Raw genomic sequence first — 16,437 nt, forward strand, 5'->3', positions numbered from 1 at the left:
GCGCTCTTAGACGCTCAAGGAGCGGTTGAGGGCGCTTAGAATGGCTTTGATGGGTGCGATCTCGATATTGGTATCGATGGCTGCTCCGAAGAAGGCTCCTGCCTCCGTGTCAAGCTGGATATAGGAGACCGCTTGCGTCTCCGCGCCGTCACCAATAGCGTGCTCGGCGTAGGAGCGCAGGGTAAAGGTGGCGATGTTGTGCTCGTTGAGGGCACGTACGAAGGCATCGATGGGACCATTGCCGTGACCGTGTACGGCGCGGACCACGTCGTTGATAGCAATACTGGCTGTACATTCGACCGATTCTGTGCCGCTGGTATCGATGTTGGCTCGGGTCTCGAATTTCTTCAAGACCAATGGGGTGCTGCGCTTGAGATATTCGCGGTCGAAGGCGGCAAACAGTTCGGTGGAGAGTATTTCGCCGCCGCGTTCATCTGAGAGGTCCTTGATAATTTTGCCGAATTCGATATGCATGGCCTTCGGCAATTGAAAGCCAAATTCGCTCTCCATCAGATAAGCGACGCCACCTTTTCCCGATTGTGAGTTGATGCGGATGATGGCTTCATAAGAACGTCCAATATCTTTGGGGTCGATGGGCAGGTAGGGAACATCCCAGAGGTCGCTTTCGGATTTGGCTTGTGCGCTCATCCCTTTGTTGATGGCATCCTGATGCGAGCCGGAGAAGGCGGTAAAGACCAGCTCTCCAGCGTATGGATGACGGACGGGTACTTCCATGCGCGTGCATTTTTCGTAGATCTTGCGTGTGGCGCTGATGTTACTGAAATCGAGCCCTGGATCAACTCCCTGCGTGTACATATTGAGTGCCAGCGTGACGATGTCGACGTTGCCCGTACGCTCGCCGTTGCCAAAGAGCGTCCCTTCAACCCGATCGGCTCCTGCAAGCAGACCCAGTTCAGAGGCGGCTACTCCTGTGCCGCGATCGTTGTGCGTATGCAGGCTGATAAAGGCGTGGTCGCGGTTGCGCAGATGGCGACAGAACCATTCGATCTGGTCGGCGTGGACGTTTGGGGTGAAGACTTCGACGGTCGCGGGCAGATTCAAAATAATCTTATTGGTCGACGTAGGCTGCCAGACGTCCACGACGGCTTCGCAGATTTCGAGGGCAAAATCGATCTCAGTCAGCGAAAAGCTTTCTGGCGAGTACTCCATGATAACCTGCGTCTCAGGAAGCGTGGCAACGAGTTGTTTGATCAGGGTGGCACCGCGTACGGCGATATCGATGATGGCTGGTCGATCGAGTCCAAAGACGATACGTCTCTGCTGCTCGGAGGTTGAGTTGTAGAGGTGCACGATGACCTTTTTCGCGCCACGGATCGCTTCAAAGGTGCGTTTGATGAGATCCTCTTTGGATTGCACCAGGACCTGGATCGTGACGTCTTCGGGGATGAGGCCTTCTTCGATCAAGCGTCGCGTGAATTCATACTCGGTCTGCGAAGCCGATGGGAAGCCGACTTCGATCTCTTTGAAGCCCAGCTTGACCAGCAGATCGAACATTTCAACTTTTTCCGCCACGCTCATCGGGATTGGGAGAGCCTGATTGCCATCGCGCAGGTCGACGCTGCACCACGTGGGAGCAGTCTTGATGCGCTTGGACGGCCATTGTCGATCCGGCAGATCGATCGGAACAAACGGTTGATACTTGCTAATGTGCCCTTTTTGCATGCCGCTGCGGGCACGAATACTGGTTTGCATTGACGTCTCCTTGCTACATGCGTCGATGGAGTCTAGTTTGGATAAGCGAGAATGATTGGATAAGCGCATTTTGTGTATGTGCTATCATACCATATGCCCCCAAAGACTGTCGAAAAATCCCCCTTTTGACTGATGACTTTTGCCTCTTTACCGGACCCGACGTGGCGGCGTCGGTGGGCGTGCCACTCCATAGCCTTCCTCCCGGACCTGCTTTGGATAGTATGCGATACGTTGGATGGTATGCGATACGCTACGAAGAGGTTTTTCGTTCTGGTTTCCTTTGGACGGAAGTGACGAAAAAGGTCACTTGAAAGACCGCTAACGCCCTCTGAAAAAGCGGCATGAGAGAGTATCCTTTTTTTGAAAGGATCACATGCATCATGCAAAATAGAGTAGAGCAGATTGACAACTGGATATTGGTGGAGCTTCCCCGCTTGAACCGTGCTATCCTGGATAAACATCTTACCGTTGAAGACCTGATGGTTCGTGCAAACCATCAGGTGCTTGACACTGCCCCAATACCAGAAGAGCTGACGCCATTGCAGGCGCAGCAGCTGGTGGTCGATATCGGATTGCTTGGAGCTTCTGTTGGCAGGCATCGGCAGGAGGCTGACCTGGAGCTACTCCGCACGCCTCAAAACAGCTTTTTGCCGATGGTTGCATCGCAGGACAAAATTCCATTTCTGGACTATATGAGGCGGCTTGCACAACGCACACATACGGGGCATCCGCCTCGAGACGCTTATGCCTCGCTGGTGCGCTGGAACGTGCCCACAATAGAAGTGAAGTGGCAAGGTCAAATCCTGGGATATAACCATTCCGTCTTTACTGGTAATCTTGTGCGGACTTATACGGGTAACCAGGGAGAAGAACTGTTCCTGGTCCTGCTAAAAAAAGCGGAGGCGTTGGAAGCTGTTGTGAACGAGTTGCTGTATCCAATCGTATCGGGAGCGGTCCAGGTCAATAGTCCCCAGGCGCTAGAGTCAGCGACCCTGGCAACGAAACTGTTGGATGTGGTGCATCAGATCAATCTGGAGTTTGCTGTAAAGAACGAATTTGGTCAATATATCTTTGAAGCAGCGCATTTTATGGATATTCTTCGTCAATTCGCTATCCACTGGGCTGCTGGAGACTCACCGCCAAGTGGCGCGCAGGACCCTGAGTTTATAAAAAGGGATTTTTATCTCGGCTACCAGTTTGCTGATTATACGAAACATGTGTATAAAATTTTCCCGGCACTTTTAGCGTCTGAAAGAAACGCGTTGGAAGAGGCTATGAGGTTGCCCGGCATCCCCTCTCTGCTGGGAAGCCTGATAGGCATCGATGCTGATATCTTTGCCAATGGTAGCCCTTCTCAGCTCCTACAACTGGCGGACGATTATCCGTGCGTTATTCCTTACTTCTTCTTGATGCAAGCTAATGGCAGGGTTGCCTCTTCGCATTTGATGCTGACCAAACGCTTTCTTTTTAAACCCATGCGCGAACGAGATCGCAGCAATATCCCCGATAGCCCTCTCGTAAGCAATCGTGCGGGTACTACAGGAATGCTAGAAAGCCTTTTGGAGGCGCTAACAAAACCCAGGCGCAATCATAGGCTCATCGGCTTCAGCCGCATTCCGCTCAGCCAACTGGCAAGTATACAAAAAACAGAGCCAGGCGAACGATATAACAGAGAGGAATTACTGGGTATGGTGAGCTTATGTTAATGAATCCTCTCATCATTTTGAGATAGAAGATACTTTTGTATTTAGTACCGGAACAAATTTGTTCCGGTACTAAATATTTATAATATAGCTATATAAAATACATGCGCTAAATACTTGACTTTATCGCATGTACATGGTATCTATATGTACAGAGAGTTTTGACAAATTTCTCCTACTATTGGGCTCTTTATGTGTTAAGCTACAGCAACTGGATATATTTCATTGTGTATGTCTGATACCCTATAGACATTCTTGTGCGAGCTTCAAGCACAACAGTAGATAACATACTGGTCGGGCATGCATTTGAAGTATGCGAAGAAGGAAGGACTCTTCTGTTCCAGGAGCCATGCTGTAGCGGTGTTTCTGACTGTCTGTTCGTGCTGTCAACAGCGATGTTATCAGTGGGAATAAACTGTAGCCAGAGCGCTATCGTGAAAAGGAATAACGATGCAACGCTTTCAATTGATGCAACCTCGTTCTACTGCTCGCTTCACCGTCTTGCCTGTGACACAGCTTTTTTTCTTCGACTCGCGCCTGGCCTGGCTGTGGCTGATTGTCCGTTTGTATGTCGGGTATGAATGGCTGAGTGCGGGCGCTGCGAAATTGACCGGCTATTCATTTACGCTTGGCTCACTGGGTCAGCCATCCAAGGGTGGATCGTGGCTCGTGGGAGGACATGGATCGGTCGCACTGACAGGTTTCTTCAAGCATTCGCTCGCGCTGGCCGGCGGAACGAGTCCTGCCGTGCAAGGCTGGTATGCTGCTTTCTTACAACATGTGGCCTTGCCGGGTGTAGGCGTCTTTGCCTACCTGATCCCTTTCGGCGAGACGCTCGTCGGCCTGGGACTGATCTTTGGAGCGTTCACCGGAGTCGCTGCGACCTTCGGTGCCTTGATGAATCTCAATTACCTGCTGGCCGGAGCTGTCAGCGTCAACCCGATCCTGCTCCTTTTAGAGATCCTCTTGATCCTCGCCTGGCGCATCGCCGGTTTCTACGGTCTTGATTATTCTCTGCTCCCACGCCTGGGTGTGCCATGGGTTTCCGCTACGAGCGCAGAGAGCATAACTCCCGCAGAGAATGTCGAGACCTCCACGCCTGAAACGCTGCCACAGACGTCATAATCCGGGCGTATTGTGGCTTTTTGTGTAGAGGCCGTGGAAGCCGAAGGGGATGATGTGTGGTACTTCGGCTCGTGCCACTTCTGTGAAGGATGCGGCATCGAGTACGAGCAGGAATGAATGTCCGCGTGAGCCGTCCAGGACGACCGAGAGAATGACTCCTTGATCTTCGTCCTGGGCGTCCGGGGCGGCTACAAAGATAGGCTCTCCCGGATAACATCCCTCTTCGTGCCAGGTCCGTGTCGTTTTGTGGTGGACATCGACCTTCACCAATTGATTCAGGAAATCATCATTGATGTGTTTGTGTGGTCCAATTCCATAGGCGTACTGATAATCTTTGCCGTTAAAGCGTCCATAGTTGATGCTGGGCAGCTCGATGGATTCGTCACTGATCGCTTCCGACGTGAGGTCGGAACCTTGCAATGGCAGATGATAACGGGTGAATGTGGGATCAGGCACGCCATTTTTTGGCTCTCTGATGCTGCTCAGGTACAGCTGGTCGATGATGGCCGCACTGGGCGTTGCACAGATGTCGACGATGATCTCGTCGTTCCGCTCAAAGGCGTTGATATGATGAAAGGAGAAGAATGCAGGCCCTACCAGCGTGTTAACGACCTCCCCGCTATCCTTGCGCATGATATAGAAATGTGTACCGAGCTCGGGTTTCCAATGGAAGTTCTCGATAAAGGGTTTCCCGCTCAAGAGCATCTGCAAGGGATTGGCAACCAGTGGATAGGCAATCAAGATGGCATAATGTTCGGTGATGCTGAAGCTGTGGATATATGCGGGTTCTTTGACAGGGATCGCACCCAGGAGGCGGCGTTTGGTGGTCCCATCGGGCGTCTCAAAGATCTGATAGCTGCTCTGAGGGCCGAAGTTGGTGATCGAATTGATGCCTGCGTGCCGCTGCTGATCATAATGGGGATGTGGTGTGCAATGCTGTCCCTTTATATCGTCATCATAGCGAATGACCCCTACCGTTGCTAGCGTCTGTGGATCAAACTCAATCGGCATGGGCGTCTCGGTGATGGCTACAAAACGTTCGCCAAGCTTGCTTATATTGACGTTCACATTGTTTCCAGGTTCGGCCGGAACGAAGAGTGCTGTGATACGTTTGAAAATTGAGCGACAGGGATCGGTTGCGAACTCGGCATAGCTGATCTTGCCATTCTTTTGCGCGCCCAGATAGGCAGGGCTCTTTACAAAAGCGTTTGCATAGGAGACCTCACCGGCTTGAAATGAGAACTTGTGCAGCATTGCCAACCCATCAAACCAATGGCGATAACTCGTCTTGCCCACCTCGAATTGTGCCGGACCGTTACGGAGCAGACTTCCCGCTAACCAATCTGGCATCGTGCCAGTTACAGGTAGATGATCGCATGTAATCTCTTCGGTAAGAGAGGAAAATCCTTCAACGTATTGAGCTGTCATGACTTTTTGATCCTTTTCTTTTCTTGAGTGTATCTCTTTTAACTACGAACAAAGAACATATGAATGTAAATAAACACCGTTCATTAAAGCGCAAAATTTTTATGGACTCAGTGCTTTTCTAATCATAGCTTGCGCGAACACAGTGATCTGGCGGATGCGTTCTTCATCAAAGGATGGCATGGTAATTGCCATCGACACAATTCCGTGCATCACAGCCCAGAGCGTATCGCTACAGATGCGAGCATCGCCTGCAACCATCGCCTTCTCATCCATCGCAATCTGCACGGCCCGCTCGATGACTGCGAAAGCGTTCAGGCGTATTTGGGTCTCGCCAGGACGCGCCTGCGTCAGATAGTCAACGCGCCACAAAAACATCAGTTGATAGTAGACTGGATTGCGTAAACCAAAAGCAATGTAGGCTTGCGCAAGATTGTTCAGGCGTGTCCATGGATCGTTGCTCTTCTCCGCCTCGGTAGCCAATTGTTGCGCAAAGATGGTAAAACCTTCATCGACAATGGCAAACAACAAAGCATCTTTATCGCGAAAATAGAGATAGAGTGTCGCCACCGAATAGCCAATCTCCTCAGCCACGCGCCGCATCGAAAAATGATCATAGCCCTGCTCCAGGAACAGATCTCCGGCAGCTCGCAGGATCATTTGCTGTAACTCTTCTTTTTCCTGATCACGGCGGTGACGGCTGGCTTTTCTAATGCGATCGTTACGCGTCGGCGCATCTTTTCTCACTACTTCTCTCCTCATAAATGAACACTGTTAATTATATAACACACTAATAGTAATTATGTCAAGGGATGAGGGAGAGATGTTTTTGCTAACGTATCACTACTACTTTCTCTGCTGGTCTTTTGCCTGAGAGACCTCTACAGTCTCATGTGTCTCGATAGCTCTCAAGAGCTTATCTCGACGCTGTAGAGTTATCTGCTTCTCTGATGAGAGAAGGTCGAGGCCACTCAAATCGAGTTGTTTGATACTTTTGTGAAGTTCCGAACCGGGGATAAATTGTGATAATTTCTCAGGGGGGATGTCTGGAATCGGATGTATTGAGCCAAAACTCTGATCATTATCATAGAGAACACATCGGCCCTCTTTGGTGCTGCCCCAGTTAACATTGACATGGTAGTCGGCTCGAAAGTCTTCATCCTTAAGAAAATCAAATTTTGTGATGCGATCTGTATGCCCTATCAGGTAGTCAAAAACTTTGGCATCGTTAGGAAGGCGATTATCTCCCTTTTTCAGGTCATTGACCCACAACTGGACTGATGTGGTGATACCATCAAATTCACGCAACACTGTCATCGGGACCATCTTTAATCCAAGGATTTTTTCACCCAGCTCATAAGCTGCAACTTCGCGGCGAGGTATGCATATGTCTAGATATTCGGGTTTAGCTACACAAGTCATTCCGCATCTTAGCGTTATTTTACTGGGAGAAAGACGACGTAGGTGCTCCATCTCTGTTCCCCCTATCTTCTCTGAATGTATAATATCGTCAGTTGCCATCAAGCGTTTTACCCATCTCGGATCTAAATGGCCTGCCCAGATATTCGCTTGTGCATCTTTTAAGAGTTCCTTTAAGTTTTGAGGAATATCTTTTATGGGGACCTTATCACCTGCATCAAGATTTTCTCTCATCGCGTGTAATAAACCCTGCTTAGACAAAAAAGTATTTTTTCGCATCCTCCCATTGCGGGCTTCAACTGCATTTTCAGTTTCCCTATGGCTTTCAGCGAGAATCTGCTCTATCGTTTTTTCAGAACCTTTTCCTCGCGTATCATCTTGTATTCTATCAATATTTCCCTTCCACTCATCAGCTAACTTTGTGGCTCTTCTGTACCTATCATTCTCTGTTGGTATGTGATGAGTAAGAATGACCTCTCTTCTGAGAGTGTCTACGTATCCTTTTGCTGTTTCTCTGAGCATATCAGCCCTTTGCTCTTGTGGAGGGTTTGGCAAACTCTCACGAGGCTGTTCGAATGATTTCATCGTACAAAATTGCCTCTTTTTATATGTTCTCTGTGCGAGAGCGTCAGTTGCACTGGTCTCATCTTTCTGACTATCATCGCCTCTCTGGCAAATTACGCGACTCACAATAGTTTGCCAGAAGAAGCCAACTATATTATAACCTGAGAAGCAAGAAGATTGTGAGGGGCAAGAGCGTAAAGCTCTCATTTGCATCTATTCGGGGATAAGCGCCAGTTTCCCGCCTGGATGCTGCTTGCGAAGCAGATCGAGGGCGCTTTTCGCCTCGGCAAAGGGAAAGGTCCGAGCTACCGGCACAACGAGTTTGCCTTCGGCTGCCAGTTGGATAAGATGAGCACGTATGCCATCGCGGAACGCGACGCTTGCAGGGACCATGCCACTCACGACCTGATACCCATCCTTTTTTGCACGGCCAAATGCTGCAATGCTCACGATGCGTTGTCGATCGGGCATGAGAGCCAGAGAGACGTCGATGGCCTCATCAGTGCCCGAAGTATCCAGCGACGCGGCCACTCCGCCTGGGGCAGCCTGACGGATACGTTCTTCAAGACCCGCTCCATAGAGAATTGGTGTTCCTCCAAACTCCTTGATCGTATCGAAGTTGCGTTCGCTAGCCGTGCCAATGACGTGTACGCCGATCAAGCGCGCCTGCTGTAGCACGCTTACTCCCACCGCTCCGGACGCGCCGTGAAGCACAATTGTATCTCCCCTTACGACGTGTGCTACGTCGAGCATCTGAGCGGCCGTTGCTCCCACGAGAAGAAGATTCGCCGCCGCAGCGAAATCAAGCGTGCTCGGCTTGGCAAACACATCCTTTGCCTTCACCGTCACAGCCGTAGCATAGCCTCCTGAAATCCTGAAAGCCAGAACCTCATCACCAACTTTGCCTCCTCCGGAAGCAATTTCCGTGTCAGGACCGAGTGCACTGATCACGCCAGCTACTTCATAGCCGATTGATAAAGGGAGAACGCTACGATCCTCGCCAGCCGCAAAGCCCTTGTAATCAGCGGGATTCATGCCGACCGCACGCACCTCGATTGTCACCTCACCGTGTGCGGGTGTCGCTACTTCTGTATCCACCTCACGGAGAACATCCAGCCCCCCGAAATCTGTTGCAATCCATTTTCGTGCCATCTTCAAACCCATCCTCTCTGACTAAAACCATCGCAGGTCGACTTTCACTAAGATGTTTCAGTCTACCACTCCTCTATGGAACAGTTCAAGCTCACGCTGTTGTTCTGATCAATATTATCATGGCAGGTAGAAACGGTGTTCAGAACCTACTTGAGACGCTTGATTTCTCTGAGATGAGCTGGGAGATTTTCGCCGGGGTATCTGCTTCTGCCAGGGGTGTATAGATAACCACTTTGAGATCTGGCGCGTCGATCACCTGAAAGGCGAGATACTCGAACCGCAGTGTACCTACCTGTGGATGATTGAACGTTTTTGATCCTTCGAGTGCACCGAGGACCTCATGATCAGGCCACCAGGCTCGAAATTCCGGGCTGCGCAGCATCAGATCGTTGATCAACGCGTTCAGTCGGGGATCTCCAGGATAGCGAGCGCAGGTAGCACGAAATTGTGCTAAGATTTGTCGCGCATGTTTTTCCCAATTGACCAGTATACGCCGATGATCTGATGTGGTGAAGAGTCGCCAGACGGAATTGCGCTCAAAGGAGGTCATCTGCCCATAATCGCCAAAGACGACGCGGGCGGCTTCGTTCCAGGCCACCACATCCCATAGTCGTCCTGATACAAATGCTGGACTGAGACCCTGCTGATCGAGGAAGCGCTGTAAGGTCGGACTTACGCTCTCAGGCTCCATCGCCCTTTCTGGTGGAGGTTGTTGGTGGGCTAAGAGGAAGAGATGTTCTCGCTCATTAACCGTCAGGCGCAGAGCCTGCACGAGGCTTTCTAAGAGTTGTGTCGAAACACTAATCGGACGTCCCTGCTCCAGCCAGGTGTACCAGTCTACACTGACGCCGGCCAATTGGGCCACTTCAGCGCGTCTGAGTCCGGGAGCTCGCCGCCTGCTTCCCCGTGGCATTCCTACGTCTTCAGGAGCCAATCGGGCTCTCCGGGTACGCAGAAAATCTCCGAGTTCTTGCAGGCGTTGCTTGTCCTGCTCACGTTGTATCATTCTTTTTCTTTTTCCTTTTCCTTTGTCGGCTATTATGGCGGGAACGTAGGAGCTCTACACCTATGATAAACACTTCTCTTGTTCTAGTATTCCTCCCAGTATACACTCTCAATATGCCGAGCACAACGCCAGCAGAAAGCTGTCTTCGCTTCGCTTAACCGATAATTCATTTTACATCTACAGGAGGAATTTCCTATGAAAGTTTTTGTTACTGGTGCAACCGGTTATATCGGCACCATGGTCACTCGTGAGCTTTTAGCTGCCGAGCATCAGGTTATTGGCCTGGCTCGCTCAGATACATCTGCCGCGTCGCTTACCGCTGTTGGTGCGGAGGTGCAGCGCGGGACCCTTGAGGATCTTGATAGTCTCCGTCGCGGTGCCGCTGCTGCGGATGGCGTGATCCATCTTGCCTTTGTGCACGACTTTTCGGACATCCCGGCTGCGGATGCGGTCGACCTGCACGCCATCGAGGCGATGATGACAGTGCTCGAAGGTACTGGAAAACTGTTCATCGGTACCTCGGGCACATTGATGCTTCCTCTCGGTCGGCTCGGAACGGAAGAGGATGCTGGTCAGCCTGGCATGCGCCGCGTCGCTGCGGAGCATGCTGTCCGATCCATGGCCGAGCGCGGTGTGCGCGCATCGTTTGTGCGGCTTGCACCGACTGTGCACGGCCATGGCGACGCTGGCTTTGTCACAGGTCTCATTGGCATTGCACGCACGAAGGGCGTGTCTGCGTACATCGGTGATGGCTCGAACCGCTGGCCCGCTGTACATCGTCTCGACGCGGCCCATCTGTTCCGGCTGGCCCTGGAATCTGCTCCAGCGGGCTCGCGACTGCATGGAGCCGCTGAAGAGGGCGTGCCATTCCGGGATATTGCAGAGGTCATTGGCCGTCAGTTGAAGGTACCGGTCGTCAGTATTACCGCTGAGGAAGCGAGCGACCACTTCGGCTGGCTGTCATTGCTGGTGTCGGCCGACAACCCGACGTCGAGCACTTTGACGCGGGAACGTCTGGGCTGGCGGCCTCAACATCCTGGATTAATCGCCGACCTTGAAGAAGGCCACTACTTTACAGATCACAAGGCATAAAGTAGCAGTAGCAACTGATAGAAGGAAGGAATTTTATTCATCGGAGAAGTGCCATAATAAGAAGGGGCCAACATTTTCGACCCCTTCTTATTATGACAAAAGGAGCTTATCTGTATGTGCTATGACGACAATGCCCGCCCGCCTGTACCGGCGACGGCTGGAGGAAGTGCTCATGGAGAGGATATTGTCCTGACGGCCTCCGATGGCAATCGCTTTGCCGCCTACGCGGCCTATCCAGATCAACCTCTGGGAGCGCAAGTCATTATTTATCCAGATGTACGTGGCCTGCATCAATTCTACAGGGAGCTGGCGCTACGTTTTGCGGAGTCGGGTGTGCAGGCGGTGGCGATCGATTATTTTGGACGCACAGCTGGTTTGACATCGCGTGATGACTCTTTTGAATGGATGCCGCACGTACAAAAACTGGAGATGTTGACTTTTTTCTCCGATGTCCAGGCTGCTTTGGATTTCTTGCATGGGAGTGAACAGGGGGCCTTACCGACTTTTACCGTTGGATTTTGTCTGGGAGGAACCTTCTCGCTCCTCAGCGCCACACAAAGTTTTGGGCTTGCCGGTGTAGTTGGCTTCTATGCTGCCCTGTCGCGTAGTCTGGGTGGAGAGGGGACAGTATTGGATCGTGTTCCGGAGATCAAATATCCTGTGCTTGGACTCTTTGGCGGAGCTGATCAAGGTATCCCGGTTGAGCAGGTTCATGAGCTCGAAAAGAAGCTGAACAGTACAGGCGTCGAAAATACGATCGTCATCTATCCTGACGCGCCACATAGCTTCTTCGATCGTCGTGCTACCGATCATGCTGAAGCTTCGGCGGATGCCTGGCATCGGATCTTCCACTTTATCGAAGACCACAAAAACAAGGCATCTTAAATCCGCAGGAGTCTTGGACCCTGTGTCCGAGGCTCCTCGCTCATATTTCCTGGAGACGTTTTTCTTCCAGCGTACCGCGCTGTTTGAGTTGGAGATAGATCCAGAGCGTCACACCCAGAAGTACGCCACCAATCAGATACGATCCCAGCACGTCGCTGGCCCAGTGGTCTCCCAGATAGATGCGCGAGGGACCCACTAAGATGACGAAGAAGGCTGAAACTGCCAGCAGGGCCACGCGCCACCAATGCCAGCCCTTAAAGACGATGATACCGAAGGAGAAAAGCAGTCCCCAAAATGCGATATACGCCATCACGTGTCCGCTGGGGAAACTCTTTCCCTGCGCGGCCTGGATCACATCCACCAGTTGCGCGTTCGGACGTGGTCGTGCGACCAGAAACTTGATGAAGACGTTTAAAAGCGAGCTCACTACGGACAGGATCACGATGAAGAGCGCTTCCAGACGTAGTCCGACGATCGCAAAGATCAGAGCCGCCACCACAATCAGGACTGAAAGCAGCACTGTGCTTCCCTGATAGCTGATGAAGAGCATGAAAATGCGCAATATCGGCGTTTGATTTTCCTGAAATTCACGTGTGATAGCGACATCAATCGCCAGCACTGGCGTCACATGCACCCACCAGGCCAGGAGCGCAAAGAGAATCAAGAGGACGGCGTAGATGATAAAGAGCGTGCGGGCCACGCTGGTTAGCGTATACCAGGGACGATGTGCGAGTCGCGTCTCCTCCATCGCACCCTCTACCATAGACTGCACACTATTAGATTTCTTATTCAAGATCCTGATCCTCCTCTATTCATTTTTTTTCAATTCTACAAACACTCCTGCATATATATATGTGAGCTCCCAGCCTTCGCTCGCAGCAATTCAGCCTGCCACATTCTAGCATGCAATACTGTGAGTGAAACTGTCTGGGAGTCTTAGCTTTGGATTCAGCAATCATTAAAGCCAACTCTTTTTAAACGGATGAACCTTTGTACCGGACGCATATGCCGCAACACTTGAACTCTTCGATTACCGTTTTTGAACATAAGCGTCAAGAAAAATTTAATGGGTTTCTCGACGTAGTAACACGGAGAAAAGAAGGAGACTATAATATGCTCTCCCTGCTAGAAAGATCAGGGAAGCTCTTGACTGTTCAGTGTGCTACCATAACACAAGGACATGAAATGTGGATGAAAGGCCTTGAGGGGGAGTACGTTCCTGAAGGCAACATTAACATCTGGAAGATGATTGTAAAGCAGAGGAAAACCGCACAAATTTCCTAGACAATCTTATCAGGAGGAGGCTATTCTGGAAGGAGTATAGAAGCGCAATGGGGCGAGCATCTGATCTATTATGGGTGCTTAACAGTAAGTATGTTGTTTACTGACTTTGATAGCAGGTGGTTTACCCAACATTGTAGAGAAGGGGAAAGCATTCATGAGACCTCTCGGTATGAGAGTTGGATCTGAGGTAGTCGACAGTGGCGTTAAAATGTGGCGACCGTGGCAACTCGAGCAATTCGAACTTTTCCAGGGATCGGCCTTCAGTAATTCCTCGATTCACCATTATTATACTCAGCAGTATATGGTTGTGGCACTACAATCTGGTGTTGGGGACTTGCAGTATCGAACTAACCATGAAAGTATCAATGCCACCGATGGAACCTTTTATGTCTTCGAGCCCGGAGAACTCTGTATCTGTCAATCCAAAGATGTCACTTTCCAAGTTCTCTGTGTTGATCCTGCCTGGCTACAACAGATCGCTACAGAGATGACCCAAAGGGAGAGGTCCCAGCCCCATTTTCCCGGCCATTGCCTCTTTGATCCATCCTTGAGCAGGATCTTGCGCGAACTCGCTGCCAGTTCGCAGGCACCTGTTTCTCGTCTGCGACAGGAGGAATTGCTCCTCTCGTTTGCTCGGATCTTGCTGTCTCACGCTGAAGATCCTGGAGCTCTTCCTCGACCAGGCAGGGAGCACCCGGCTGTCAAGCGTGCTAAGGAGTACCTACAAGCGTATTATGCCGAGGAGATCACGCAGCAAAAACTGGCCCAGGAGGCCGGCCTGAGTCCCTTTCATTTTACCCGGGTTTTCCGTCAGGCTGTTGGTCTCTCTCCCCACTCCTATCAGACCCAGATACGGTTGGCACACGCCAGAACGCTGTTGGCGCAAGGGCACGAGGTGGGCTATGTCGCGATGGAAACGGGCTTTTTTGATCAATCCCACTTCACCCGGCAGTTTAAGCGCATCCTCTTCACGACACCTGGAAGCTATCGCAAAACCGCACAAATTTCCTAGTCTGTCTTCCTTTAGAATGCTATCTTGGAGCAAGACGGGGTGAGAAGCGTCTTGTCTTGTCCAAAGATTTGGGGTACCGGAGTATTTCGGATGAACCCTCTGCTTAGAGTTAATAAATGTGAAGCGCTTATACACTAAAAGGAGACTTTCCATGAAATATCAAGGCATTCACCATGTGAGCTTGCTCGTACGAAATAATGAAAGAGCGAGGCATTTTTTTCTTGAGGTGCTCGGTTTAGAGCAACATGAGCGTATTCCTGTCTGGTTCATTGCCGGGGAGAGTACCATACACGTTGTAGAGATTCCTGATGCATCGTCGGAGACCACTCCCTACGATGTTGTTCGACACGTTGCCTTACAGGTGGATAACTTGAATGAAATCCTCTCACGCCTTCTCCTGGCATCGCTCAAGCCGTTTCAGGTTGATATCGAAATGCGAAAAAAGCCGCTGACTGATCTCCATGATGATCTCTCTTATGGCACGGGAACTATTTTTGTCTTTGATCCTGATGGAAACCTGATTGAGTTTGTCCAGATCGGTCGGGGCCTCTTCGCGCAAGATTCAGAGCTCTTACGATCGATCGAGGCTGCCTTTTCGGAGAACTGATCTCATTGTCTGGCTTGATCGCGACATGCCCGGTGTCAACGTCCACCGACGCAACGCTCCATTGTGAGAAGATCGCTTAATGGAATCTCATGAGGTGCATGGTCGTACGACCCACGGGATGCCATTCTCGTGGCGCATCTTATGCCGAAGAGTCACGTTCAATCACGTAGCGTCAGGCCCAAGTCCTGACGCTACGTTGGCTGGCCTGTCACCCTTGTTTTGGAGCCATCGTCCGGGAAACTGTCAGTGGGTCTCTCGACGTAGCGACACGAAGAGAAGCAATAGGATGGCAACAATCAGGATCACGCCTGAAGCTGCCCGCAAGGCGTTGAGCGCGGCAATTGTATCGATGAGGGCCAGCAGCAGCACGGTGATCAGGACGCCCACCAGAAATACCATGTCACCAACAAAGAAATTGTAGATGGCCTTTATGATTTTCATCAATGCTTCTCCTTGCTAGTTTGACACATGCGCCGTCGTATTTTGCCGCTGCGTCTGCTGCTGTTTAACCTGTTTCAGCCAGAGCACCAGCAGGAACGTTCCCAATAAATAGATGATTGCCAGGATCGGAAGAAAGAGATCTGCATAGGGCCAGTTGACGCCGAAGCCTTCGCCAGTCCAGAAGGTGCCGAAGGTTGTTAGCATGATACCGACCACAAATTTGAGTGTATTCTCCGGCACCTTTGTCAGCGGTGCCCGTACGACAAAACCCAGAATGATCACCAGGATGCCCGCCAGTGCTGCTCCGATGGCGGCTGACGTGATGCTGCTTGATCTGCTGACGCTCGCCGTGACGGCGCTACTGCCGAAGGTGATCACGATGAAGGCCACTTCTAATCCCTCCAGCAGGACCGCTTTATAGGATAAAGCCACTCCAAAGGGTTGGATGCGTACAGCTGGCTGCTCTCCACGGGCATTTACCTCGGCCATCTGCTCTTCAAAGATAGCCTCTTCATCGTGCAGGGCCTTCATTCCGCTGTAGCGCAGAATGGATTTTTTTAGCCACTTTAAGCCAAAGAGGATCAATAGTACTCCGACGACCAGGCGTAAGACGTCCAGAGGGACAAACTGAACGATCGCGACTCCAAAGGTTGCAATAATGGCGGCGAGCGTGAGCGCGGCCGCCAGGGCGCCAACTAATGAGCTACGCCAGTTAATCGTGACACCAACCACAAGGACAATCGTAAAGGCCTCAACGAATTCCACCGCCGAAGCCAGAAATGATGCTATCGCCACAGCCCATTGCATAGAAAATCTCCATTCCAGGTGCATCAGAACATCATAACGAGAAAGGCCCTCTCTTTTTTCATCGGAATAGCATAGAGAGAGGAGCACGTAGTTTTCTCTTCTTGCCAGAAAGATTGAGGAAAGCTCTTAGATGCTCAGTGTGCTACCATAGCACAAGGACATGAAACGTGGATGAAAAGCCTTGCACTTCATCTTCGCTTCA

16 protein-coding genes are annotated in these 16,437 nt (G+C 51.0%); 7 read left to right on the forward strand and 9 right to left on the reverse strand.

What is annotated here, in order from left to right; genetic code table 11:
• Positions 1-6: 6 nt before the first annotated feature.
• Entirely contained in the window at positions 7-1,683 is a 1,677-nt protein-coding gene (gene leuA, locus AC27N8_RS32230) for a 2-isopropylmalate synthase (RefSeq protein ID WP_487074792.1), read from the reverse strand.
• A gap of 155 nt (positions 1,684-1,838) precedes the next feature.
• On the opposite strand from leuA, the gene AC27N8_RS32235 reads away from it, so the two are divergent.
• From AC27N8_RS32235 to AC27N8_RS32245, 3 genes are all read left to right on the forward strand, one after another.
• Positions 1,839-2,024 carry a hypothetical protein gene (locus tag AC27N8_RS32235; RefSeq protein WP_487073258.1) on the forward strand — a complete coding sequence of 62 codons (186 nt, stop codon included), beginning with the start codon at positions 1,839-1,841 and terminating at the stop codon, positions 2,022-2,024.
• A 69-nt stretch (positions 2,025-2,093) separates the two neighbouring features.
• Positions 2,094-3,419, forward strand: a complete 1,326-nt coding sequence (locus AC27N8_RS32240) for a hypothetical protein (protein ID WP_487073260.1) — start codon at positions 2,094-2,096, stop codon at positions 3,417-3,419.
• Between the two features lie 447 nt (positions 3,420-3,866).
• Positions 3,867-4,541 (forward strand): DoxX family protein, encoded by a 675-nt coding sequence (locus AC27N8_RS32245; protein ID WP_487073262.1) that lies wholly within the window; start codon positions 3,867-3,869, stop codon positions 4,539-4,541.
• Here AC27N8_RS32245 and AC27N8_RS32250 read toward each other — a convergent pair.
• The 5 genes from AC27N8_RS32250 to AC27N8_RS32270 all read right to left on the reverse strand — a co-directional run bounded on the left by AC27N8_RS32250 (position 4,536) and on the right by AC27N8_RS32270 (position 10,107).
• A complete protein-coding gene (locus AC27N8_RS32250; RefSeq protein ID WP_487073264.1) occupies positions 4,536-5,969 on the reverse strand; it encodes a carotenoid oxygenase family protein in 1,434 nt (477 codons plus the stop codon). The two genes, AC27N8_RS32245 and AC27N8_RS32250, sit on opposite strands and share 6 nt — an antisense overlap.
• 99 nt (positions 5,970-6,068) lie before the next feature.
• Entirely contained in the window at positions 6,069-6,713 is a 645-nt protein-coding gene (locus AC27N8_RS32255) for a TetR/AcrR family transcriptional regulator (RefSeq protein WP_487073266.1), read from the reverse strand.
• Between the two features lie 99 nt (positions 6,714-6,812).
• Positions 6,813-7,970, reverse strand: a complete 1,158-nt coding sequence (locus tag AC27N8_RS32260; RefSeq protein WP_487073268.1) for a hypothetical protein — start codon at positions 7,968-7,970, stop codon at positions 6,813-6,815.
• A gap of 192 nt (positions 7,971-8,162) precedes the next feature.
• On the reverse strand, positions 8,163-9,101 hold the full coding sequence (locus tag AC27N8_RS32265) for an NADP-dependent oxidoreductase (protein WP_487073270.1): 939 nt from the start codon (positions 9,099-9,101) through the stop codon (positions 8,163-8,165).
• Between the two features lie 139 nt (positions 9,102-9,240).
• On the reverse strand, positions 9,241-10,107 hold the full coding sequence (locus AC27N8_RS32270; protein WP_487073272.1) for a helix-turn-helix transcriptional regulator: 867 nt from the start codon (positions 10,105-10,107) through the stop codon (positions 9,241-9,243).
• Positions 10,108-10,302: 195 nt separating this feature from the next.
• Here AC27N8_RS32270 and AC27N8_RS32275 point away from each other — a divergent pair, with 195 nt between their 5' ends.
• Together AC27N8_RS32275 and AC27N8_RS32280 are read left to right on the forward strand one after the other, a co-directional pair.
• A complete protein-coding gene (locus AC27N8_RS32275) occupies positions 10,303-11,199 on the forward strand; it encodes an SDR family oxidoreductase (protein WP_487073274.1) in 897 nt (298 codons plus the stop codon).
• A 114-nt stretch (positions 11,200-11,313) separates the two neighbouring features.
• Positions 11,314-12,084, forward strand: a complete 771-nt coding sequence (locus AC27N8_RS32280) for a dienelactone hydrolase family protein (RefSeq protein WP_487073276.1) — start codon at positions 11,314-11,316, stop codon at positions 12,082-12,084.
• A gap of 40 nt (positions 12,085-12,124) precedes the next feature.
• Here the strand turns inward: AC27N8_RS32280 and AC27N8_RS32285 are convergent, their stop codons facing one another.
• Positions 12,125-12,877: a phosphatase PAP2 family protein gene (locus tag AC27N8_RS32285; RefSeq protein WP_487073278.1), complete on the reverse strand. Its 753-nt coding sequence runs from the start codon at positions 12,875-12,877 to the stop codon at positions 12,125-12,127.
• Between the two features lie 645 nt (positions 12,878-13,522).
• Here AC27N8_RS32285 and AC27N8_RS32290 point away from each other — a divergent pair.
• Both AC27N8_RS32290 and AC27N8_RS32295 read left to right on the forward strand, forming a co-directional pair.
• Positions 13,523-14,380, forward strand: coding sequence for a helix-turn-helix domain-containing protein (locus AC27N8_RS32290; protein WP_487073280.1), 858 nt, complete (start codon positions 13,523-13,525; stop codon positions 14,378-14,380).
• Between the two features lie 151 nt (positions 14,381-14,531).
• The gene (locus tag AC27N8_RS32295) at positions 14,532-14,987 is read left to right on the forward strand and encodes a VOC family protein (protein ID WP_487073282.1); all 456 of its coding nucleotides are present in this window, start codon (positions 14,532-14,534) and stop codon (positions 14,985-14,987) included.
• 243 nt (positions 14,988-15,230) lie between these two features.
• Here AC27N8_RS32295 and AC27N8_RS32300 read toward each other — a convergent pair whose 3' ends face one another.
• Both AC27N8_RS32300 and AC27N8_RS32305 read right to left on the reverse strand, forming a co-directional pair.
• Positions 15,231-15,428, reverse strand: coding sequence for a hypothetical protein (locus AC27N8_RS32300; protein WP_487073284.1), 198 nt, complete (start codon positions 15,426-15,428; stop codon positions 15,231-15,233).
• Positions 15,429-15,443: 15 nt separating this feature from the next.
• Entirely contained in the window at positions 15,444-16,235 is a 792-nt protein-coding gene (locus tag AC27N8_RS32305) for a COG4280 domain-containing protein (protein WP_487073286.1), read from the reverse strand.
• Between the last annotated feature and the right edge of the window lie 202 nt (positions 16,236-16,437).

The sequence above is a fragment of the Dictyobacter sp. Z7_2 genome (genome assembly GCF_057551105.1).

Excerpts from the sequence above, each read along its gene's own strand:
- AC27N8_RS32275 (WP_487073274.1), top strand. The coding sequence starts at position 10,303 with ATGAAAGTTTTTGTTACTGGTGCAACCGGTTATATCGGCACCATGGTC.
- AC27N8_RS32240 (WP_487073260.1), top strand. The coding sequence starts at position 2,094 with ATGCAAAATAGAGTAGAGCAGATTGACAACTGGATATTGGTGGAGCTT.
- leuA (WP_487074792.1), bottom strand. The coding sequence starts at position 1,683 with ATGCAAAAAGGGCACATTAGCAAGTATCAACCGTTTGTTCCGATCGAT.
- AC27N8_RS32260 (WP_487073268.1), bottom strand. The coding sequence starts at position 7,970 with ATGAAATCATTCGAACAGCCTCGTGAGAGTTTGCCAAACCCTCCACAA.
- AC27N8_RS32300 (WP_487073284.1), bottom strand. The coding sequence starts at position 15,428 with ATGAAAATCATAAAGGCCATCTACAATTTCTTTGTTGGTGACATGGTA.
- AC27N8_RS32250 (WP_487073264.1), bottom strand. The coding sequence starts at position 5,969 with ATGACAGCTCAATACGTTGAAGGATTTTCCTCTCTTACCGAAGAGATT.
- AC27N8_RS32305 (WP_487073286.1), bottom strand. The coding sequence starts at position 16,235 with ATGCAATGGGCTGTGGCGATAGCATCATTTCTGGCTTCGGCGGTGGAA.
- AC27N8_RS32295 (WP_487073282.1), top strand. The coding sequence starts at position 14,532 with ATGAAATATCAAGGCATTCACCATGTGAGCTTGCTCGTACGAAATAAT.
- AC27N8_RS32270 (WP_487073272.1), bottom strand. The coding sequence starts at position 10,107 with ATGATACAACGTGAGCAGGACAAGCAACGCCTGCAAGAACTCGGAGAT.
- AC27N8_RS32265 (WP_487073270.1), bottom strand. The coding sequence starts at position 9,101 with ATGGCACGAAAATGGATTGCAACAGATTTCGGGGGGCTGGATGTTCTC.
- AC27N8_RS32280 (WP_487073276.1), top strand. The coding sequence starts at position 11,314 with ATGTGCTATGACGACAATGCCCGCCCGCCTGTACCGGCGACGGCTGGA.
- AC27N8_RS32290 (WP_487073280.1), top strand. The coding sequence starts at position 13,523 with ATGAGACCTCTCGGTATGAGAGTTGGATCTGAGGTAGTCGACAGTGGC.
- AC27N8_RS32245 (WP_487073262.1), top strand. The coding sequence starts at position 3,867 with ATGCAACGCTTTCAATTGATGCAACCTCGTTCTACTGCTCGCTTCACC.